The organism is Paralcaligenes ginsengisoli (assembly GCF_054781135.1).
The window spans coordinates 176,428-196,174 of the sequence record NZ_BAAGUZ010000011.1 but is presented as its reverse complement, the minus strand read 5'-3'; the positions used below and the strand labels follow the sequence as shown (position 1 = coordinate 196,174).

Annotated in this window: 18 protein-coding genes; 7 read left to right on the top strand and 11 right to left on the bottom strand. The window is 59.0% G+C overall.

Annotated features, from left to right (window positions below; all coding sequences use genetic code 11):
* Positions 1–105: 105 nt before the first annotated feature.
* Positions 106–1,335 (bottom strand): nucleoside recognition domain-containing protein, encoded by a 1,230-nt coding sequence (locus ACYVIS_RS08255; RefSeq protein WP_232744138.1) that lies wholly within the window; start codon positions 1,333–1,335, stop codon positions 106–108.
* A gap of 146 nt (positions 1,336–1,481) precedes the next feature.
* Here ACYVIS_RS08255 and ACYVIS_RS08250 point away from each other — a divergent pair, with 146 nt between their 5' ends.
* Positions 1,482–3,707: an acyl-CoA dehydrogenase gene (locus ACYVIS_RS08250; RefSeq protein WP_460873728.1), complete on the top strand. Its 2,226-nt coding sequence runs from the start codon at positions 1,482–1,484 to the stop codon at positions 3,705–3,707.
* A 71-nt stretch (positions 3,708–3,778) separates the two neighbouring features.
* Here the strand turns inward: ACYVIS_RS08250 and gloA are convergent, their stop codons facing one another.
* The 6 genes from gloA to glyQ are packed head-to-tail and all read right to left on the bottom strand — an operon-like array spanning position 3,779 to position 9,417.
* Entirely contained in the window at positions 3,779–4,174 is a 396-nt protein-coding gene (gene gloA, locus ACYVIS_RS08245; RefSeq protein WP_460873727.1) for a lactoylglutathione lyase, read from the bottom strand.
* 48 nt (positions 4,175–4,222) lie between these two features.
* Positions 4,223–5,107: a M48 family metallopeptidase gene (locus tag ACYVIS_RS08240; RefSeq protein WP_460873731.1), complete on the bottom strand. Its 885-nt coding sequence runs from the start codon at positions 5,105–5,107 to the stop codon at positions 4,223–4,225.
* The gene (locus tag ACYVIS_RS08235) at positions 5,097–5,822 is read right to left on the bottom strand and encodes a lysophospholipid acyltransferase family protein (RefSeq protein WP_460873726.1); all 726 of its coding nucleotides are present in this window, start codon (positions 5,820–5,822) and stop codon (positions 5,097–5,099) included. The genes ACYVIS_RS08240 and ACYVIS_RS08235 overlap by 11 nt, the downstream gene beginning before the upstream one ends.
* Positions 5,823–5,825: 3 nt before the next feature.
* A complete protein-coding gene (gene gmhB / locus ACYVIS_RS08230) occupies positions 5,826–6,365 on the bottom strand; it encodes a D-glycero-beta-D-manno-heptose 1,7-bisphosphate 7-phosphatase (protein WP_232744133.1) in 540 nt (179 codons plus the stop codon).
* On the bottom strand, positions 6,362–8,509 hold the full coding sequence (gene glyS / locus ACYVIS_RS08225) for a glycine--tRNA ligase subunit beta (RefSeq protein ID WP_460873725.1): 2,148 nt from the start codon (positions 8,507–8,509) through the stop codon (positions 6,362–6,364). The genes gmhB and glyS overlap by 4 nt, the downstream gene beginning before the upstream one ends.
* Positions 8,506–9,417: a glycine--tRNA ligase subunit alpha gene (gene glyQ, locus ACYVIS_RS08220; protein ID WP_232744131.1), complete on the bottom strand. Its 912-nt coding sequence runs from the start codon at positions 9,415–9,417 to the stop codon at positions 8,506–8,508. Before glyQ ends, glyS begins: the two co-directional genes overlap by 4 nt.
* A gap of 199 nt (positions 9,418–9,616) precedes the next feature.
* Between glyQ and ACYVIS_RS08215 the strand changes: the two genes are divergently transcribed.
* The 5 genes from ACYVIS_RS08215 to ACYVIS_RS08195 all read left to right on the top strand — a co-directional run bounded on the left by ACYVIS_RS08215 (position 9,617) and on the right by ACYVIS_RS08195 (position 15,030).
* Positions 9,617–10,384, top strand: coding sequence for a crotonase/enoyl-CoA hydratase family protein (locus ACYVIS_RS08215; protein WP_232744130.1), 768 nt, complete (start codon positions 9,617–9,619; stop codon positions 10,382–10,384).
* Positions 10,385–10,454: 70 nt separating this feature from the next.
* Positions 10,455–11,978: a fumarate hydratase gene (locus tag ACYVIS_RS08210; protein WP_460873724.1), complete on the top strand. Its 1,524-nt coding sequence runs from the start codon at positions 10,455–10,457 to the stop codon at positions 11,976–11,978.
* A 192-nt stretch (positions 11,979–12,170) separates the two neighbouring features.
* Positions 12,171–13,001 (top strand): HTD2 family dehydratase, encoded by an 831-nt coding sequence (locus ACYVIS_RS08205; protein WP_232744128.1) that lies wholly within the window; start codon positions 12,171–12,173, stop codon positions 12,999–13,001.
* Positions 12,998–14,221: a CaiB/BaiF CoA transferase family protein gene (locus ACYVIS_RS08200; protein ID WP_232744127.1), complete on the top strand. Its 1,224-nt coding sequence runs from the start codon at positions 12,998–13,000 to the stop codon at positions 14,219–14,221. The genes ACYVIS_RS08205 and ACYVIS_RS08200 overlap by 4 nt, the downstream gene beginning before the upstream one ends.
* Positions 14,218–15,030, top strand: coding sequence for an HpcH/HpaI aldolase/citrate lyase family protein (locus tag ACYVIS_RS08195; protein ID WP_232744126.1), 813 nt, complete (start codon positions 14,218–14,220; stop codon positions 15,028–15,030). Before ACYVIS_RS08200 ends, ACYVIS_RS08195 begins: the two co-directional genes overlap by 4 nt.
* A gap of 85 nt (positions 15,031–15,115) precedes the next feature.
* On the opposite strand, the gene folK is transcribed toward ACYVIS_RS08195, so the two are convergent.
* Genes folK through hda form a run of 4 tightly spaced genes read right to left on the bottom strand, consistent with a single transcriptional unit; the run spans position 15,116 to position 18,353 of the window.
* Positions 15,116–15,598: a 2-amino-4-hydroxy-6-hydroxymethyldihydropteridine diphosphokinase gene (gene folK, locus ACYVIS_RS08190; RefSeq protein WP_232744125.1), complete on the bottom strand. Its 483-nt coding sequence runs from the start codon at positions 15,596–15,598 to the stop codon at positions 15,116–15,118.
* Positions 15,595–16,944: a polynucleotide adenylyltransferase PcnB gene (gene pcnB, locus ACYVIS_RS08185; protein ID WP_232744124.1), complete on the bottom strand. Its 1,350-nt coding sequence runs from the start codon at positions 16,942–16,944 to the stop codon at positions 15,595–15,597. The genes folK and pcnB overlap by 4 nt, the downstream gene beginning before the upstream one ends.
* A 9-nt stretch (positions 16,945–16,953) precedes the next feature.
* Positions 16,954–17,655, bottom strand: a complete 702-nt coding sequence (locus ACYVIS_RS08180) for an HAD family hydrolase (RefSeq protein ID WP_232744123.1) — start codon at positions 17,653–17,655, stop codon at positions 16,954–16,956.
* Positions 17,652–18,353 carry a DnaA regulatory inactivator Hda gene (gene hda / locus ACYVIS_RS08175; RefSeq protein WP_232744122.1) on the bottom strand — a complete coding sequence of 234 codons (702 nt, stop codon included), beginning with the start codon at positions 18,351–18,353 and terminating at the stop codon, positions 17,652–17,654. The genes ACYVIS_RS08180 and hda overlap by 4 nt, the downstream gene beginning before the upstream one ends.
* 342 nt (positions 18,354–18,695) lie before the next feature.
* Here hda and purM point away from each other — a divergent pair, with 342 nt between their 5' ends.
* Entirely contained in the window at positions 18,696–19,745 is a 1,050-nt protein-coding gene (gene purM / locus ACYVIS_RS08170; RefSeq protein WP_232744121.1) for a phosphoribosylformylglycinamidine cyclo-ligase, read from the top strand.
* The last annotated feature ends 2 nt before the right edge of the window (positions 19,746–19,747 follow it).

The following is a 19,747-nucleotide window of genomic DNA, read 5'->3' as shown; positions in this document are numbered from 1 at the left end:
CGATAGACGGCGTCTTCAAATACCAAACCGTAAATACCAAAGCTACCAACCCATCGAATGCCAAAAAACGTCTCGAACCAAAGATACTCTAGTAGCCTTGCCGTGTCAGGCAAAAAACCAGTAACACACGGCAATCGAGGCAAGAACGCCCGCCAGATCGGCGGCCAGCGCACATCCTACGGCATGGCGCGCACGCTGTATCCCGACTGCGCCGAAATACACGGCCAAAACATAAAACGTGGTTTCGGTACTCCCCTGGACGGTAGCGGCCAGCAAGGCGGGAAAGCTATCCACGCCGAAGTGCTGCATGGTTTCAATCAGCATGGCTCGCGCCGCGCTGCCTGAAAAGGGCTTGACCAAAGCGGTGGGCAGTGCGTCGATGAATCGCGTATCCAGGCCGGCGGCATGCGTGGCCCAGCGGATGATGTCGAGCAGGGCGTCCAGTGCGCCGGACGCACGCAATACACCGACGGCGCACAGCATGGCTACCAGATAAGGCAGCAGGTTTTTTGAAATATCGAACCCCTGTTTCGCCCCATCGATGAATGATTCATAGACAGGCACCTTTTTATAGGCGCCGGCGACCAGGAACAGGATAATGATGCCAAACAGTGTCAGATTGCCCATGAGCGACGACAGCGCGCTGATCGCGCCAGTCGACAATGTGGAAAGCAAGGCCATGAAACTGCCCAATGCCAGCAGCAACCCTCCCATCCATGCCAGGACGACCGGGTCGCGAAGTTTGAGCTTCTGCATGAAAGCCACAACCAGCAGGCCGCATAGCGACGATGCCGTGGTGGCCAGGAGGATCGGCAAAAAAACCAGAGTAGGGTCGGGCGCTCCCTGCTGCGCGCGATACATGAAAATGGTGACAGGCAACAGCGTCAGCGACGATGAGTTAAGCACTAAAAATAGAATTTGTGCGTTCGTGGCCGTGTCGGGAGTCGGGTTGAGGGTTTGCAGCTCGCGCATGGCGCGCAGGCCTATGGGCGTCGCGGCATTGTCCAGCCCGAGTGCATTGGCGGCGAAATTGAGTGTGATGAGGCCCAGGGCGGGATGCCCCGCGGGTACTTCGGGCATCAGGCGGCGGAACAGCGGTGTCAGCAAACGTGCCAGCCGTTCTATCAGGCCGGCCTGTTCCGCAATGCGTAGAAATCCGAGCCATAGTGTGAGTGTGCCAAACAGCAGGACCATCAGGTCGACCGATAATTTGGCCATGTCGAACAGGCTGAGCACCAGGCGCGAAAAAATCTCGGCGTCGTGCAGGAACAGCCACTGGTACATACCCGAAAGACAGGCAATAATAAAGAAAGCCAACCAGAGCGTATTTAGCATAGACAGCAGCTCAGACCTGTGAACAAGGACTACGATTGTCGCAGAGTCTATTCTCATAGGCACGCAATAAATCCGGCGGCCTGTTCGCACTGCGGGCTTATGGGAGATAATAAATGCTATCCACGCATAGCCGATAGAGGGGAGTCATGAATTGGAGAGCTTGGCGTCGAAGCTGGCTGACAGAGCCTTTGTATCGAATGGCACGCGATGCCATGCCCAGTTTGTCGCCCACCGAGCAAGAGGCCATCGAGGCCGGCGACGTGTGGTGGGATGCTCAACTGTTTTCCGGGAATCCCGACTGGCAGGAATTGCTGGACGTCGAGCCGGCCTCGCTGACACCGGCCGAACAGGCTTTCCTTGATGGGCCGGTGGCGGATCTGTGCAGCAAGCTCGATGACTGGTCGATTTCCTGGGAGCAATACGACCTGTCCCCCGATGTCTGGGCGTTTTTAAAGCGGCATGGCTTTTTCGGGATGATTATTCCCACGGAATACGGAGGGCTGGGCTTTTCGGCTTATGCCCATTCCGAAGTGGTGCGCCGGATTTCCGTCAGATCCGTTACGGCAGCGGTCACTGTCATGGTGCCCAATTCGTTGGGGCCAGGCGAATTGCTTATGCAATTTGGCACGCAGGACCAGCGCGATTACTGGTTGCCGCGGCTGGCACAAGGCCAGGAAATTCCCTGCTTTGGCCTGACCAGCCCGGCTGCCGGGTCCGATGCGGCTTCGATGACTGACACGGGTGTCGTGTGCAGGCAACAGGTCGGCGGCGTCGATACTTTAGGCATGCGCCTGAACTGGCGCAAGCGATATATAACGCTCAGCCCGGTGGCGACGGTTCTGGGCCTGGCTTTCAAGCTCTCCGATCCCGATCACTTGCTGGGTGAGGAAACCGATCTTGGCATTTCGGTTGCGCTGGTGCCTACTCATTTGCCGGGCATCCACATTGGCCGGCGTCATCTGCCAGCCATGCAGGCGTTTCAAAATGGCCCGAATGAAGGGCACGATGTCTTCGTCCCCATCGATGCCCTGATCGGTGGCGTCGACAAGGCGGGGCATGGCTGGCAGATGCTGATGAGCGCGCTGGCGGCCGGGCGGGGAATTTCTCTGCCCTCGCTGTCTGCTGCAGCCTGTGTGTTTACCGCGCATACGTCCGGCGCCTATGCCCGGGTGCGGACTCAGTTCGGGATTCCAGTCGGCAAATTCGAGGGTGTTCAGGAAAAACTGGCGCGCCTTGCCGCCAACGCCTATTTGGTCGAGGCCGCGCGCCGGCTGACGTGCGCGGGGCTCGATATGGGCTACAAGCCTGCCGTAATATCCGCCATCATGAAACTGCACGCCACCGAACGCATGCGTGAGTCCGTTAACGTGGCAATGGATGTGCATGCCGGCAAGGCCATCATCGATGGCCCGCGCAATTATCTGGGTGGTTTGTATCGGGCCGTGCCGGTTGCCATTACGGTGGAAGGCGCCAATATACTAACGCGTAACCTGATTGTGTTCGGCCAGGGCGCAATTCGGGCTCATCCTTATCTCATGCAGGAGGTGAAGGCGCTGGGCAACAGCGACGAGCTTGCGGGGGAGGACGCATTCGATGCCGTAGTCTGGAAGCATGTGTGGCATAGCGTCAAAAATTTGTTCCGCGCCAAAGCCCTGGCCTGGACCGGTGGTTTTTTTGCCAGGACCCCAAAGGCCGCCGGCGCCGCGGCACCTTATTATCGGCGCCTCAGCCGTTACGTTTCGGCCTTTGCATTGGTGTCCGAGGCCACGCTTTTTGTTCTGGGCGGAACCCTGAAGCGCAAGGAAATGCTGTCGGCCCGCCTGGGCGATGCTTTGGCCGAACTGTATCTGTTATCGGCAGTCTTGAAGCGTTGGCACGACGAGGGTCGACACGAATCCGACTTGCCGTTGGTCAAGTGGTGCGCCGAACAAGGTTTTGCCACCATCGAAAAGCGTCTTGCCGATGTACTGCACAATTTTCCGGTGCGCTGGCTGGCGTGGCTGTTGCGTTTGGCCGTGCTCCCGCCGGTCATGCGGGCCAGGCCGCCGTCCGACAAGACAACGGCCGATTGCGCCGCCATTTTGCTCGAGCTTTCCGAGTCGCGCGATCGTCTGGTTGGCGCGGTCTGGGACCGGCTCGATCAAAAAAGCGTCGAAGTGCTTGAACGGGCGTTTGAATTGGTCATAGAGCTTGAACCTTTGTATGAACAGCTGCATCACAGCGGCCTGAAAGACTGGCGGCTGGCGCATGCCAAAGGGGCGATCAGCGACGAGCAGGCGCGTATGCTGGAAGAAGCCGAAGAGGCGGTGGCGGCTGTGATCGAGGTCGATGACTTCGATGCGGAGTCATTTGCTCGTCATCCGCCTTCTTGATTCATAAGCGTTCTTGAGGTGCGAGAGTGGCGGCCCAAGCCTGGATCCAGCCGCGGCGGACTCAAGCTCGTTCAGCCAGCCTGCGGCTTGTGCTGGATCAGCTCTATCTTGTAGCCGTCGGGGTCTTCCACAAAGGCGATGACGGTTTGCCCGTGCTTCATGGGCCCGGCTTCGCGTGTGACTTTGCCTCCTTTTGCCTTGATTCGCGCACAGGCTTCGTAGGCATCTTCGACTTCAAGCGCTATGTGGCCATAGCCGTTGCCTAGATCGTAGCTCGGCGTGTCCCAGTTGTGGGTCAGTTCGATGACGGCCCCTTCCGACTCATCCTGGTATCCGACAAATGCAAGGGTGAATTTGCCGTCTGGGTAGTCTTTGCGCCGCAATTGCCTCATGCCAAGTACGTTGGTATAAAAGGCCAGGGACTGTTCAAGGTTGCCGACCCGAAGCATGGTGTGTAAAAGCCGCATGAGAGTTTCCTTGGAAGAGAAGCCAACAATAAATGGGATAGCTTGCGTTTAGATCAGCGGCAGGGTGGTTGGGTCGTGTTGCCGCAATGCGTCGCGGGAGCGTTCGAAATCGGGCAGAATGCGGCCGACTTCGCGCCAGAAATTCTTGCTGTGATTCATTTCTTTCAAATGGGCGATTTCGTGGGCGACCACGTAGTCGATGATATCGTGTTCAAAATGGATCAGGCGCCAATTCAGCATGATGTTGCCGTCGCTGCTGCAGGAACCCCAGCGAGTGGCCGCGGAAGACAGTCGCCAGCGTTTGATCTGCAATTGGCTCGATGCCAGGAAGTGCTGCAGGCGCAGTTCGAACCATATTTTGGCCTGCTGTTGCAGCCAGGCATGCACGATATCGCGCACACGGCCATGTTCGGCGGTAACGGGCAGCGCCAGGCCCAGCATGTCTCCGTCGGCCGGAGTGAACTCCGCACCATGAAAATGGCTGCTGCCTTGCTGCGTATCGTCCAGTTTCAGGATGATGCGCTTGCCCAGATAAGGGATGTCGCCGCCGTCTTGCCAACAGGTATTTGCCATGGCCAACTGGGCTTGCCTGGCTTGCCTGGCGCTCAGCTTGTCGAGTATCCAGCGCGATTTTTCCACTACGACCGCATCGATCTGGCCCAGAGTCACCCAGCCTGGCGCGGTAACCAGCAGACCATCGTCGTTGATCGTCAGGCCTATGCTTTTGCGCCTCGAACGCTGCAGGATGAATCCTATGGACTGGGTGCTGGCGCGAACTTCACGCCAGCGCGCGCCGGCCGCCAGCGACAGCGGGCGGGTCGTCGGTATGGTAATCGTATCGCTTGTTTGCCTGGCCGCTGCACGCGGCTCGCTGCTAGCGACGATCGCGGGGTGTGCGGTGGCAAACAGCTCAAGCTGTTCATTAAAGCCCATAGCGTTCCGGATTGAGTTGACGCATTTCATTTTCGATCCAATCCTGGACTTTCTTGTTCAAGGTATTGGCATCCAGCCCTTTGCTTTCGATCATGGGACCAATCGATACTGTAATCAGACCTGGTTTTTTGATAAATGCCTTGCGCGGCCAGCATTCGCCGGCGTTGTGCGCAATTGGAATGACCCCTGTGCCGGTGCGGGTCGCCAGCATCGCGCCGCCCATTTTGTATCGTCCGACTTTACCAGGGGCGACACGCGTGCCTTCGGGGAACAAGATGGGCCAACGGCCTTCGTTGATGCGTTGCTGGCCAACCCGGACAACTTGCTCGAAGGCATCCCGCCCTTTGGACCGGTCGATGGGAATCATACGCAGAAGAGCCAGCCCCCAGCCAAAGAACGGCACACGATGCAGCTCTTTCTTGTAGACAAAGCAGACTTCGCGCGGCATGTAGGCAGGGAAAAACAAGGTCTCCCAGGCGGATTGATGTTTGGACAGCAGTATAGCCGGGCCGTCCGGAAAATTCTCCGCGCCTTTGATTTGCCAGCGTATGCCGAGTATGACTTTGGCTCCCCAAATGGCCAGCCTGGGCCAGCCTGCCGTGAGTTTGTAGCGCCAGCGCAAAGGCAGTGGCGCCCATATTACGCACGCAAATGCGTAAGGAATGACGGTAATGGCTAAAAACAGCAGATAGAAAATAGCTCGTATCGCAGCCATGCTTCAGGCCTCTTGTAGCCAGGCATCGACCATCGCGGCAAGATTTTCCCTGACCTGGGTGCCGGCGGGCAAATCGCCCTTGTCCCAGGTTTTCTGGCCATTGCCGGTAAGTACCAGCCAGGGCGAGCAGCCTGCCTCGCTGGCAGCCTGCAAATCACGCAGGGAATCTCCCACGGCCGGTACATTCTGCAGATCGATGTCGTAGCGCCGGCCTATGTCGAGAAACATGCCGGGCTTGGGTTTGCGGCACAGGCATCGGTCGTCGGGACCGTGAGGGCAGATGAATATGGCATCGATATTGCCACCGACATGAGCCAGCTCTTTTCGAAGCTTGGAATGTATGGCGTTGAGGGTCTCCATGCTGAACAGACCACGCGCGATGCCCGATTGGTTGCTGGCAATCACTACGCGCCAGTTGGCGCGGGATAATCGCGCGATGGCGTCCAGGCTGCCGGGCAGGGCAATCCATTCGTCGGGGCTTTTGACGAATGTATCACTGTCGTGATTGATGACGCCGTCGCGGTCGAGTATGGCAAGTTTCACTGGGCCAACCTTGAAATATCGGCGACCTGATTCATGACGCCATGCAGGTCGGCCAGCAGAGCCAGGCGATTGGCGCGTACCGCCGGGTCGTCGGCCATGATCATGATGTCTGCAAAGAACGCATCGACCGAGTCTTTGGCCTGGGCCATCGTTGCCAGGCTGGCGGCAAAATCGCCCAGTCCGAACTGGGCCTGGGCCTGGGGTTTGAGTCGGGTAATGGTTTGAGCCAGAGCCTGCTCGGCGGGCTCGGTCAGCTTGCCGTAGATGATCTGGCCGATGGCGCCATCGGCTTTTTTCAGCAAATTGGCAATACGCTTGTTGGCGGCGGCCAGGCTTTCCGCTTCAGGGCGCAGGGCAAACCTGGCGCAGGCCTGAATACGGGCCAAGACTTGATGCAAAGGCGGCTCCAGGCTCAGCACGGCATCCACCACATTGCGGTCGTAGTCGTTTGCCAGCAGATTGCGATAACGCTCGTAAATGAAATGCTGCACTTCGGCGACCGTGCCGGCGGCAATCGGGTGCGCGCCAAAAGTGCCTGCCGCGAAAGCAAGCAGTTGGGGCAGCTCGAGATTCGTTGGCCGTTGAATCGACAAATAGCCGCCGGCCGTCAGTTGCTCGAAAGCGCTGATGAGGCCCAGCGCGGCTCGGCGTATCCCATATGGATCGCGCTCGCCGGTGGGAACCAGCCCTATGCCCCAGATACCCATCATGGTTTCGATGCGTTCGGCAATGAACAGTATGGCCGATGTCAGGGACTGATCGTCGATGGCGCTGTCCAGGCGGGTGCGATATTGATTGCGCAGGGCCAGCACCACATCGGCGGGCTCGCCGTCGGCCGCGGCGTAGTAGGCGCCCATGACGCCTTGCAGCTCAGGAAACTCGGCCACCATGTTGGAGCCGAGGTCCGCCTTGGCCAGCAAAGCCGCGCGATCGGCGTTTTGTGGACTCTTGCCCAACTGCCCGGCGACGTAGCGGGCGATGTCGCGCACGCGTTCGACGCGCTCGAGCTGGGACCCCAGCTTATTGTGATAGACGATGTTGGCCAGAGATTCGACACGTGACGCCAGCGGCACTTTGCGGTCGGTGTCGAAAAAGAATCGGGCATCGGCCAGGCGCGGACGTACGACGCGCTGATTGCCCAGGATAATATTGGCCGGATCGTCTACCTGCATATTGCTGACGATCAAAAAGCGGTGCGTCAGCTTGCCGGTGCCGGGCTCGAACAGAGGGAAGTATTTTTGGTTCAGGCGCATGGTCAGAATCAGGCATTCCGGCGGCACCGCCAGGAACTGCTCATCGAATTCGCCGACATAAACCGTAGGGTGTTCGACCAGGGCGGTGACTTCATCGAGCAGGGCTGCGACTTCGGGGCCGTCGCCCAGCGTTGCTCCGAGCGCGGTCGCGTGCGCATGCAATTGCGCGGCAATCATGTCCTTGCGCGCGGCGAACGAGGCGATGACCTTGCCTTCGTCGTGAAGTTGCTGTTCGTATGTGTCGGGAGCCTGAATGGCGATAAGCCCATTGGCCATGAATCGATGGCCTTGGGTGTCGCGTCCGGCGGTCAGCCCAAGCGCATTCACAGGAATAATTGCGGAGCCCCATAGCGCAATCAGACGGTGTGCCGGGCGCACGAATTTGACACTGGTGACGCCGTCGGCCAATTGATAGCGCATGACTTTGGGGATAGGCAGATTGGCAAGGGCGTAATCAAGCGCTTCCTGCAAGCCGGCCTGTAGCGAGGCGCCTGGCGCCACGCCCTTGGCGTAGAGATAATCCTGTTTGCCATCGGACTCTTGAATGAGATCCGATGGACTCAGATGAGCCAGGCCCTTGCCGGCAAGTTTTTTTGCCAGGGCCGGAGTCAGTGCCCCGGCTTGATCCAGGCCGATTTTTGCCGGCATGAGTTTTTCTGTGTAGGCCTGCTCCAGGGCCTGGCCCAGCACGGCGCTTAGCCGTACGGCTAAGCGCCGCGGAGTGGCGAATTCGGTGACCGCGCATCCGGCATCCAGAAGGCGCTGTTTTTCGAGAATACTGCGTATTCCTTCGGCAAAGGCGAGGCCCAGCGCTTGCAGGGCTTTGGGTGGCAGTTCTTCGGTAAGCAGTTCGAGAAACAGGGGGCGCGGAGAGTGTGTCGTCGACGTCATTGCACGGCCTCCGGATTGAGGCGATTGCCAAGCATGGGAAAACCTAATTTTTCGCGTGAGTCGAAGTAGGCCTGGGCGACGGTTCGCGACAGGTTGCGTATGCGGCCTATATAGGCCGCCCGCTCAGTGACGCTGATCGCGCCGCGCGCATCCAGCATATTGAAGGTGTGGGCCGCCTTGAGAGCGGCCTCGTAGGCGGGCAGGGCCAGCGGAACTTCAATCAGCCGCTTCGCTTCGGCTTCGTAGTCGCCAAAATGGGCGAAAAGCATCGCGGTCGAGGCGTGTTCGAAATTGTAGGTGGACTGTTCGACTTCGTTCTGGTGGAAGACGTCGCGGTAAAGTACGCGCTGTCCGTTGGTGCCTTCGGTCCAGACCAGGTCGTAAACGCTTTCCACATCCTGCAGGTACATGGCCAGACGTTCCAGCCCGTAGGTGATTTCGCCGGTGGTAGGCAAGCAGTCCAGCCCGCCGACCTGCTGAAAATAGGTGAATTGGGTGACTTCCATGCCGTTGAGCCACACCTCCCAGCCCAGGCCCCAGGCGCCAAGCGTGGGATTTTCCCAGTCGTCTTCGACAAAGCGGATGTCGTGCTCTTTGGGATTGATGCCTAATGCTTCGAGCGAGCCCACGTACAGGTCGATGATTTCGGGAGGCGCCGGTTTAAGTACGACCTGATATTGGTAATAGTGTTGCAGGCGATTGGGGTTTTCGCCGTAGCGGCCGTCTTTGGGGCGGCGCGAAGGCTGGACATACGCGGCGCGCCAGGGCTCCGGTCCGATCGAGCGTAAAAATGTGGCCGTATGCGAGGTGCCCGCACCGACTTCCATATCGTAAGGCTGCAGTAGCGCGCAACCCTGTTTGTCCCAGTATTGCTGGAGAGTCAGAATGATTTGCTGAAAAGTAAGCATGAACAGAACCGGTAAGGCAAAAAGCTGCGAAGAATTCGATTTTAACTGGTTCCGTTAGCAGGCAGGATAGTTCCATTTCTGAACCGGTCTTGATTGGTCGTATGATATTGAATTGTGCCAGCGCCTTTTCTTTGTGTGCAAAGCACCTGTTATTTTAACTTTTGCGTATTTAGCGCTGCAATCTTCGGGAGTTTATTGCATGTCTGACTTGGTTAGAGTGGAAGTGGTCGATCGGATCCTGATTATTACGGTCAATCGGCCCGAGGCGCGTAACGCCATCAACTACGAGACGGCACAAGAACTGGCCGTGGCATTTGACCGGCTCGACCAGGACAAGGATATTGTTCTTGGCATTCTTACCGGGGCAGGCAATACCTTTTCGGCCGGCATGGATTTGAAAGCTTTTGCCGGCAGCGGGCAACGTCCGCTGATCGAAGGCCGCGGATTCGCGGGCCTGTGCGAAAGGCCGCCGCAAAAACCCATGATTGCGGCGGTTGAAGGGTACGCTTTGGCCGGCGGTTGCGAAATGGTACTGGCCTGCGATCTGGTGGTTGCCGCCAGCAACGCCAATTTCGGCCTGCCCGAAGTCAAGCGCGGCCTGGTTCCTGGCGCAGGCGGGATGTTGCGTTTGCCGCAACGCATTCCGCATCATATTGCGATGGAAGTCATCCTGACCGGCGGTATGCTGCCGGCGCAACGAGCCTACGAACATGGCCTAGTGAATCGCCTGGTCGAACCCGGTCAAGCCCTTGAAGGCGCCCTGGCCCTGGCGCGGCTGATTGCTGAAAACGGGCCCTTGGCGGTCCAGACGGCAAAAAGAATCGTGACCGAATCCAAAGACTGGCGCCAGGCCGATATGTTCGATCTGCAACGCCCGCGGGCCGCGCATATTTTTTCGTCCGCCGATGCCCGAGAGGGCGCTACGGCGTTTGCGGAAAAGCGCAAGCCGGTTTGGCAAGGAAAATAACTACCTCGCTCAAAAACAGGGAAGCCGCGCGGGCTTCCCGTTTCTTTTTTATTCCACTGATTTAAATGCCATGACTACGACGATTAGAGAAAACGACCTGATTCAATCCATTGCGGATGCGGTCCAGTTCATCAGTTTTTATCACCCTGCCGATTACATCAGGCACTTGGCGCGTGCCTATGAACGTGAACAAAGTCCGGCAGCCAAAGACGCGATTGCCCAGATCCTGACCAATTCGCGCATGTGCGCCGAAGGGCATCGCCCCATTTGCCAGGATACCGGGGTGGTCAACGTCTTTCTGAAAATAGGCATGAATGCGCGGCTCGACACGCAGCGCAGCCTGCAGGAACTGTGCGATGAAGGCGTGCGCCAGGGCTATACCAACCCGGATAATCCTTTGCGCGCCTCAATCCTCGACGATCCTTTGTTTGCGCGCAAGAATACCCGCGACAATACCCCCTGTATCGTGAATGTCGAATTGGTGGTGGGCGACAAGGTCGATGTGCAAGTGGCCGCCAAGGGGGGCGGCTCCGAGAACAAGTCCAAGTTCGCCATGCTCAATCCCAGTGACTCGATTGTTGATTGGGTATTGAAGACGGTGCCCCTGATGGGCGCGGGCTGGTGCCCGCCCGGCATGCTGGGCATAGGCGTGGGCGGGACCGCTGAAAAAGCCATGCTGATGGCCAAGCAGTCCCTGATGGAAGACATCGACATGTACGAGCTGTTGCAGCGCGGCCCGCAGAACAAGCTCGAAGAGCTGCGCCTCGAACTCTACGAAAAGGTCAATGCGCTGGGAATCGGCGCACAAGGGCTGGGCGGCCTGACCACGGTGCTGGATATTAAAATCAATACCTTCCCTACCCATGCCGCCTCCAAGCCGGTGGCCATGATCCCCAATTGCGCGGCCACCCGCCATATACATTTCGTGCTCGACGGATCGGGGCCTGCCGAGCTGACTCCGCCCGCTTTGTCCGACTGGCCCGATGTGCACTGGGCGCCCGATTACAACAAATCCCTGCAGGTCGATTTGAATACCTTGACCAAAGAGCAGGTCGCGAGCTGGAAGCCGGGTCAGACCTTGTTGTTGTCGGGCAAAATGCTCACGGGCCGGGATGCCGCCCATAAACGCATACAGGGCATGCTTGAGCGCGGCGAGTCCTTGCCGGTCGATTTCACGAACCGCGTGATTTACTACGTCGGCCCGGTTGATCCGGTGCGTGACGAAGTGGTTGGCCCCGCCGGCCCGACGACTTCCACGCGCATGGACCAGTTTACCGAAATGATGCTGGCCCAGACCGGCTTGATTTCCATGATAGGCAAGGCTGAGCGTGGGCCGATAGCCATCGAGTCCATACGCAAGCACGGTTCGGCCTATCTGATGGCGGTAGGAGGATCGGCCTACCTGGTTTCCAAGGCTATCCGCGGGGCCAAGGTTGTCGGGTTTGAAGACTTGGGCATGGAGGCGATTTACGAGTTCGATGTCAAGGACATGCCGGTGACCGTGGCGGTCGACTCGACCGGCACGTCGGTGCATGACACCGGTCCGAAGGAATGGAAAGCGAAAATCGCCACCATTTCCCTGGTTCGTGCCTGATTGCTGTCCGGCGTTCGCCTGATCCGTTCGGGGAAAAGAGAGCTGCGGCTCTCTTTTTTTATAGCTTGTGCGGGGCTTGTTCGTTTTCGCTAAAGACAGTCTTGCAAAAAAGAGAATTCAAAAATGGGCATTTAGCAGGCAAGCTACGGTTTACTCTTTCAAATTGCCGGGCCCGACGGCCCAGAGATTGCCATGACTGCTACAGACCCAGCCTCCTGGATCGGCCGAACGGAAACGTGTGCCGACCGTATCGATATCGGACACATCGAAAAAATTGCGTTGAGCCTCGATGCGGTGGCGCCCGCGCCAGGTGGCGAGCTGCCCTTGCTGTGGCATTGGGGGCTGTTCATCAAGGCCTATCCCTATGACCAGCTTGGCGACGACGGGCATCCCAGGCGCGGCGGCTTTCTTCCTCCGGCCGAAAACCGCAATCGCATGTGGGCGGGTGGTCGGCTCGAGTTTTTAAGCCCCCTGCGCGTCGGAATGGATGCAAGCCGTGTATCGACCATTGCCTCGGTCAAGGAAAAAGAGGGCCGTACAGGCAAACTGCTGTTCGTGACGGTCAAGCACGAGTATTTCCAGGACGGCCTGTTGCGTATCTCCGAGGAGCAGGACGTGGTGTACCGGGAGCCCAGCCCTCCCAGGCTGGCAGGCTCGGAATCCGCCCCCGCGGCGGAGTGGTCCGAAACCATAGTGCCAAGTTCCACAGTGCTGTTTCGCTATTCGGCGGTTACCTATAATGGCCACCGAATCCATTACGACGAGCCTTATGCGACCCAGGTCGAGGGCTATCCGGGCCTGGTGGTGCATGGCCCCATGATCGCTACGCTCATGTGCCGCGCATTCAGCCGGGCCAATCCCGGCAAGACCGTTGCGTCCCTGTCGTACCGCGGCCTGCGCCCGCTTATCGCGCCACGGCCATTTCAGGTGGCCGGTTCTTTTTCCGGAGCGGGAGTCGCGCGCCTTTGGGCCGAACAGGACGGTACACTGGCGCATCAGGCCGAGCTGAGGGTCAAGACATGAGTCACGACACAATACAGCCGCTTGCCGCCGATACGGCGGCTCCTCGGCCGCTTGACGGCATTACCGTCGTCAGCCTGGAGCATGCCATTGCGGCACCGTTCTGTACGCGGCAATTGGCCGATATGGGTGCCAGAGTCATCAAGATCGAACGGCCCGCCGTCGGAGATTTCGCGCGCGGCTATGACGAACGGGTCAAGGGCTTGTCCTCGCATTTCGTGTGGACCAACCGCTCCAAAGAAAGCCTGGCCCTCGATCTGAAGCAGCCCGCGGCGCAAGAGGTATTGTCGCGTTTGATGGCCAAGGCCGATGTGCTGGTGCAAAACCTGGCGCCGGGGGCGGCAGCCCGGATGGGTTTGTCGTTCGAAACCCTCCATGAGCAATACCCGCGCTTGATTGTTTGCGATATTTCGGGCTATGGCGAGGGTGGGCCTTACCAGGATAAAAAGGCCTACGATCTGCTCATCCAGAGTGAAAGCGGATTCTTATCGGTGACTGGTACTCCCGAGCAATCCGCCAAGGCGGGTTGTTCGATTTCGGACATTGCTGCCGGAATGTATGCCTACAGCAGCATCTTGTCGGCGCTGCTGCTGCGCCAGCGCACAGGCGAAGGCAGCCGTCTCGATGTGTCCATGCTGGAGAGCATGGTCGAGTGGATGGGTTTCCCCATGTACTATGCGTTCGATGGAGCCGCTGCGCCACGGCGGGCCGGCGCCGCCCACGCCACGATCTACCCCTATGGGCCCTTTCCGGTCGGCGATGGCTCGCAGGTTATGCTGGGTTTGCAGAATGAGCGCGAGTGGGACGCGTTTTGCAGGACCGTGCTGATTCAGCCCGAACTGGCGCGGGATGCGCGGTTTTCGTCCAATACGTTGCGGGTCGAGAATCGTGATGTTCTGGGAGGCCTGATTGCTGCGACATTTGCCTTGTTGACGCGCGATCAGGTGCTGGAGCGCCTGGATGCGGCGCAAATTGCCAATGCCAGCGTCAATACCATGAGTGACGTATGGAATCATCCCCAGTTGGCGGCGCGCGAGCGCTGGCGTGAAGTGGACAGTCCGGCGGGGCTCTTGCCGGCGTTGATCCCGCCGGCAGGCAGTTCGGCCTTTGCCGCCCGTATGGATAAAATCCCGGCGCTGGGGGAGCATTCCGCGGCCATCCTTGGCGATCTTGGCTATTCCGGCGCCGATGTAGCCAGGTTGGCGCGGGAAAAGGTGATTTGATGAATGTATTGATGCGTTCGGTTCTGTTTGTGCCGGCCACGCGGCCGGAGCGATTTTCCAAAGCCCTGGCGGCCGGCGCCGATGGGGTGATCATCGATCTCGAAGATGCTGTGGAACGGCAGCACAAAGACGCGGCGCGCCAGAATTTGGCGGCTTTTGTCCAGGCTCATCCCGATTCCGCTGTTTTTGTTCGGGTCAATGATGCGACTACGCCCTGGTTTGCCGACGACCTGGCAGTGTGCCGCCAGTTTTCCAGCATTGCCGGTGTCTTGCTGCCCAAAGCCGAATCGGCGGAACAGATCAGGCTGGTTCACGCAGGCGGCAAGCCGGTATGGCCCATCATCGAAAGCGCCAAAGGAGTGCTGGCCTTGGGCGCAATAGCGGCCCAGCCCGGCGTAAGCCGCTTGTCTTTTGGTAGCCTCGATTTGATGCTCGATCTGGGCGCGACCGCGGATTCGGATGGCGCCGGGCTGGTGCTGGAACAGATACGTTGCCAGATTTTGCTGCATAGCCGTGCCTGCGGACTGGCTGCGCCGCTCGACGGGGTCTATCCCGATTTTGCGAATCTGGCTGGCCTGGCGCAACAAGCCCGCCGGGTGCGGGACATGGGCTTTGGCGGCATGCTGTGCATACATCCGACGCAGATCGCCACGATTCATGCCGCGTTTGCATCAAGCCAGGCTGAAACCGAATGGGCCCGGCGTGTTATCGATATGGCGGAGTCGACCGGCTCTTCGGCCTTTCAACTGGATGGCAAAATGGTGGATTTACCGGTGATAGAATGGGCGCGAAAAATTCTGGGCAGTTAGCCATGGCGCCGAGCCCGCCTAGTAGATACCGTCTTGTAGGTCAATAGGCGACGTAGCGGCACCCCTTGTGGGTGCCCGATGCGGCTCAGGGCGCGGGCAGGCACTCTTCTATGGCCTGATCCGAGCAGGCTGCCAGCAGAGTGCGCAGCGAGCCTTGCGCCAGTTGTAATTGGGGGGCCAGGTCGCTGAGTGGTTTCAACACAAAAGCACGCTCGTGCATGCGCGGGTGTGGAACCTTTAAATCGGGCTCATCGATGGTTTGGCTTCCGTACAGCAATAAATCCAGATCCAGTGTACGCGGCGCGTTCCGGTAGGGGCGCAGGCGGCCGTATTCTTCTTCTATGCGCTGCAAGGCGGTAAGCAGCGCCGATGCGCTCAGGCTGGTCTGGATCGACGCAGCGGCGTTGATGTAGTCCGGCCCGCTGGAGTCCACGGGAGCCGTTCGGTACAGTTTCGACAGAACCAGTTGATGGATTCCATCGGTTTGCGCCAGGCTCTTTGCGGCTTGCAGCAAGGTGTTGCGGGCATCGCCCAGATTGGCGCCCAGACCTATATACGCCAGTGTCATGCCGGTGTGGTGCTGGCGCCCGGATTGCGGCGTGGGCGCCTGCGGCGTTTCGCCGGGTTTGCGGCAGCCTTGTTTTGCTGCATATAGGCCTCGATCATTTCGGCGCGTTCGCCATCGTCGGCATTGGCGAGATCCATCCACCACTGTGCCTGGACGCTGTCGACCTCGCGCGCTTCAGCGCGCAACTGCAGAAAATCGACTGCGGCCCGAAACCGGGGCTGTTCGATCAGGCGCCAAATGGTTTTCCCGTTGGCGCGTTCGAAGCGCGGCTGCATGAACCAGATTTCGCGCATATCCGACTGATAGCGCCGTTGAATGGCAAGTTTCCGGGTTTGTTCATCCATGACTGAATCCGCGGCTTCCATGAGCGCCTGGATGGAGTGTTCTCCCTTGGCAACCGTGGCTTGCCAGCGCTTGTCCACGAGCTTCCAGAGCAGCGCGGCAAACAAAAAGCTGGGGCTGATGGTTTTGCCGGCCCGCACTCGGCCATCGGTGCGTTCCAGCGCCAACTCGACAAACTGTTCACCGCCCGTCTCTTCGAAGATAAGATCGATGAGCGGCAGCAGGCCCTGATGAAGCCCGACCGTACGCAACTGCCGCAGGCAGTCCATGGCGTGGCCACAGGTGAGCAACTTGAGCATTTCGTCGAACAGACGCGAAGCCGGCACATTTTCGATCAGATTTGCCAGCTTCTTGATGGGGGCTTGCGTGGCGGGATCTATCGTGGCGTTGAGCTTGGCGGCAAAGCGCATGGCACGCAGCATGCGTACCGGATCTTCGCGATAACGGGTTTCAGGATCGCCGATCATGCGCACGATGCGCTTTTTCAGGTCGCTGAACCCGTGATGGAAGTCGATGACTTCTTCTTTGATGGGATCGTAAAAAAGCGCATTGAAAGTGAAGTCGCGCCGTATGGCGTCTTCTTCGTGGGTGCCAAAGGTGTTGTCGCGCAGTATTCGCCCGAATTCGTCGGTTTCCTGTTCCACCGAAGCGGGGGCGCGAAATGTGGACGTTTCGATGATCTCCTGCCCGAAAACCACGTGGACCAGTTGAAAACGCCGGCCTATGATGCGCGCGCGCCGGAATAGCGGGCGAATCTGGTTGGGCGTGGCGTTGGTGGCCACATCGAAATCCTTGGGTTCCAGGCCTACGATCAGGTCGCGTACGGCGCCGCCCACGATGTAGGCGTCGAAGCCGTTTTCATGCAAAACCTCGCATACCTTGATGGCGTGGCGCGAGACATTGCGCCGATCGATGCCGTGTTTGTCTCGCGGCAGGCGTTCAGGCCCTCGCGCAGGCGCGGCAAACAATCGGCTGACAAAGTTTTTTATTGTTTCTGTAAGCATGTGGGTATTTTAGGACTTTGCGTCTTCCATGTGCTGGAAAAGCTCGAGAATTTGCCAGCCTCTGGCTTGCGCGATGTGTCGCAGGGCGGGGCTGGGGTTGGTGGCAATGGGGTGGCTGACCGCATCGAGCAAGGGAATGTCGTTTGGAGAGTCGCTATAGAAATACGATCTTTCAAAATCGTCCAGCGCCAGGCCCATGTCGGCCAGCCACGCCGCGACGCGCAGCACCTTGCCTTCCTTGAAACTGGGTATGCCGCTGATGCGTCCAGTGTAGTACCCATTGCAATATTCGGCGCAGGTGGCGATCAGATGCGGCACGCCGAACGCCCGGGCGATGGGGGCGGTAACGAATTGATTGGTTGCCGTGACGATTGCGCACAGGTCCCCTTGTGCCAAATGTTCTTGTACAAGGTCGAGTGCCGCGGGGAAAATATGGGGGCGGATGATCTCGGACATATAGTGTTCGTGCCATTCCGCCAGTTGGGCGCCGTTGGTGCGCGTCAGGAGGCCCAGCATGAATTCGGCGGCCTGTTCGGCAGTAAGATTGCCGGCGTTATAGCGTTGCATAAGGTCTTCGTTGCGGCGGCGCGCCTCGGCGGGATCGCCCGCCCGTCCGGTGCGGGCCAGAAAATCGGCCCATTGGTAATCGCTGTCCAAGGGCAGCAGCGTGTGGTCCAGGTCGAAGAGAGCCAGGCGTTTGACGGAGCTCATAAACTTGTTTCGGTCATAGTATGGGTCGCCAGCAGATCTCTCAGCAAAGGCAGGGTAATGGCGCGTTGTCTTTCGAGAGAGTAGCGATCCAGGGCATCAAGCAGTGCATTCAGTTTGCTCATGTCGCGTGCATAGTGCGTCAGCATCCAGTGAATGACTTCGGGTGCCAGTTGCAGGCCGCGTTCGCCCGCGCGGGTCTTGAGCGCCTCGGCACGGTCCTGGTCCGACAGCGCTTCAAGGCGAAAGACCAGGTCCCATCCAAGGCGGGTTCGCAGATCTTCCCGCAAGGGCAGTGCCAGCGGCGCCCGGTCGCCCGACAGCAGCAACGCAAAAGCCTGTTCGGTCGCGGCCACTTCGCGCCAGCGATTGTACAGGGCAAACAGGGCGGCCTGGGCCTCGGGGCTGAATTGTCCGATATCGTCGAGCGCAATGAGTTTGAGCGTGCAGGTTTCTTCCAGGGCAATGGCGTGCAGCGCATCGGCATCGTCGCGCGCCGTGAAATACCGTGCTTGCGGTGTTGTGCCCAATGCCCGCAGCAAATGGCTGCGGCCGACGCCGGGCGCGCCCCATAAATAAATGGCTCTTCCCGGCTGAAGGTGTTCGATCGCGTCGAGGGCGGCGCGATTATCGCCCACGACGAAATTGTCGAGAGTGGGCGGCGGAGCGGGCAGAAGATCAAGAATGAGTTGCTGGGTCATTGCGTGGTGTGAAACGGGCAGGGACGATACAGGTATACAGGCGCCGGACCACCGTAGGGAGTGCTGCGCTTATGGACGGCGTCATTGAATCAATATACCGGAAATGATTGCGGCTGCAATTCGCCCGTAGTCGCCGTCGAATTGTAACAAAGCTGCGGGAATTGCGGGTTTCCTGCATGGCCGGTGTTTGCTTTCTGCTGGAAACCCGGGAGCGGGTGATCGATTTCGCCGATAATATCGACGATGGCTTTTGCCGGTGCCGCGCAGTTGGCTCGATCATCGTAAAATTGGCCTTCGTATTTAATTCAACGTGCAATTCTTGCACATCCCACGGCATTTCTCATGACAAACAAACATTCAGCTTCATTGACTTACCGCGACGCAGGCGTCGATATCGACGCGGGCGATGCGCTGGTGGATCGCATCAAGCCATTGGCGGCTAAAACCATGCGTGCCGGCGTAATGGCCGGCATAGGTGGGTTTGGAGCGCTTTTCGAGGTCCCCAAGCACCTGAAAGAGCCTGTGCTGGTGTCGGGTACCGATGGGGTGGGCACCAAGCTGCGCCTGGCTTTCGAATGGAAGCGCCACGACACGGTAGGGATCGATCTGGTTGCCATGAGTGTCAACGATATCCTGGTGCAGGGCGCCGAGCCCCTGTTTTTCCTGGATTATTTCGCCTGCGGCAAATTGTCGGTCGATACAGCGGCCAGCGTGGTGGGTGGAATCGCCAAAGGATGCGAACTGGCCGGGTGTGCCCTGATAGGCGGGGAAACGGCGGAAATGCCGGGTATGTATCCGGAGGGAGAATACGATCTGGCCGGCTTTGCGGTCGGTGCCGTCGAGAAATCAAGAATCATCGACGGCAAGTCGATAGCGGTGGGCGATGTAGTGCTGGGCCTGGCTTCCAGCGGTGCGCATTCCAATGGGTTTTCGCTCTTGCGCAAGATCCTGACGCATGCGAATGCCAAGCCGAGCCAGGATTTCGGCGGGCGATCGCTTGAAGACGTGGTCATGGAGCCGACCCGCATCTACGTCAAGTCCGTGCTGGCGGCCTTGGCCGAACATGGCGAGGCGCTTAAAGGCTTGGCGCACATTACCGGCGGCGGCCTGCTGGACAACGTGCCGCGTATTTTGCAGCCTGGCCTGGCTGCGCAGTTGCATCGCGATGCCTGGCAAATGCCACAACTCTTTTCGTGGCTGCAGCAAAACGGCGGCGTGGCCGACGCCGAAATGCATCGCGTATTCAATTGCGGCATCGGCATGGTGATCGTGGTGTCGGCCGCCAAGGCGGATGCGCTTGCCGCAACGCTGGCCGCTCATGGCGAGCAGGTCAGCCGCCTGGGTGAAATCGTCGAGCAGGCGCCGGGTGCCGCGCAGACCGTGGTGTTGTAAGA

Excerpts from the sequence above, each read along its gene's own strand:
- ACYVIS_RS08255 (WP_232744138.1), bottom strand. The coding sequence starts at position 1,335 with ATGCTAAATACGCTCTGGTTGGCTTTCTTTATTATTGCCTGTCTTTCG.
- ACYVIS_RS08250 (WP_460873728.1), top strand. The coding sequence starts at position 1,482 with ATGAATTGGAGAGCTTGGCGTCGAAGCTGGCTGACAGAGCCTTTGTAT.
- gloA (WP_460873727.1), bottom strand. The coding sequence starts at position 4,174 with ATGCGGCTTTTACACACCATGCTTCGGGTCGGCAACCTTGAACAGTCC.
- ACYVIS_RS08240 (WP_460873731.1), bottom strand. The coding sequence starts at position 5,107 with ATGGGCTTTAATGAACAGCTTGAGCTGTTTGCCACCGCACACCCCGCG.
- ACYVIS_RS08235 (WP_460873726.1), bottom strand. The coding sequence starts at position 5,822 with ATGGCTGCGATACGAGCTATTTTCTATCTGCTGTTTTTAGCCATTACC.
- glyS (WP_460873725.1), bottom strand. The coding sequence starts at position 8,509 with ATGACGTCGACGACACACTCTCCGCGCCCCCTGTTTCTCGAACTGCTT.
- glyQ (WP_232744131.1), bottom strand. The coding sequence starts at position 9,417 with ATGCTTACTTTTCAGCAAATCATTCTGACTCTCCAGCAATACTGGGAC.
- ACYVIS_RS08215 (WP_232744130.1), top strand. The coding sequence starts at position 9,617 with ATGTCTGACTTGGTTAGAGTGGAAGTGGTCGATCGGATCCTGATTATT.
- ACYVIS_RS08210 (WP_460873724.1), top strand. The coding sequence starts at position 10,455 with ATGACTACGACGATTAGAGAAAACGACCTGATTCAATCCATTGCGGAT.
- ACYVIS_RS08205 (WP_232744128.1), top strand. The coding sequence starts at position 12,171 with ATGACTGCTACAGACCCAGCCTCCTGGATCGGCCGAACGGAAACGTGT.
- ACYVIS_RS08200 (WP_232744127.1), top strand. The coding sequence starts at position 12,998 with ATGAGTCACGACACAATACAGCCGCTTGCCGCCGATACGGCGGCTCCT.
- folK (WP_232744125.1), bottom strand. The coding sequence starts at position 15,598 with ATGACACTGGCGTATATAGGTCTGGGCGCCAATCTGGGCGATGCCCGC.
- pcnB (WP_232744124.1), bottom strand. The coding sequence starts at position 16,944 with ATGCTTACAGAAACAATAAAAAACTTTGTCAGCCGATTGTTTGCCGCG.
- ACYVIS_RS08180 (WP_232744123.1), bottom strand. The coding sequence starts at position 17,655 with ATGAGCTCCGTCAAACGCCTGGCTCTCTTCGACCTGGACCACACGCTG.
- hda (WP_232744122.1), bottom strand. The coding sequence starts at position 18,353 with ATGACCCAGCAACTCATTCTTGATCTTCTGCCCGCTCCGCCGCCCACT.
- purM (WP_232744121.1), top strand. The coding sequence starts at position 18,696 with ATGACAAACAAACATTCAGCTTCATTGACTTACCGCGACGCAGGCGTC.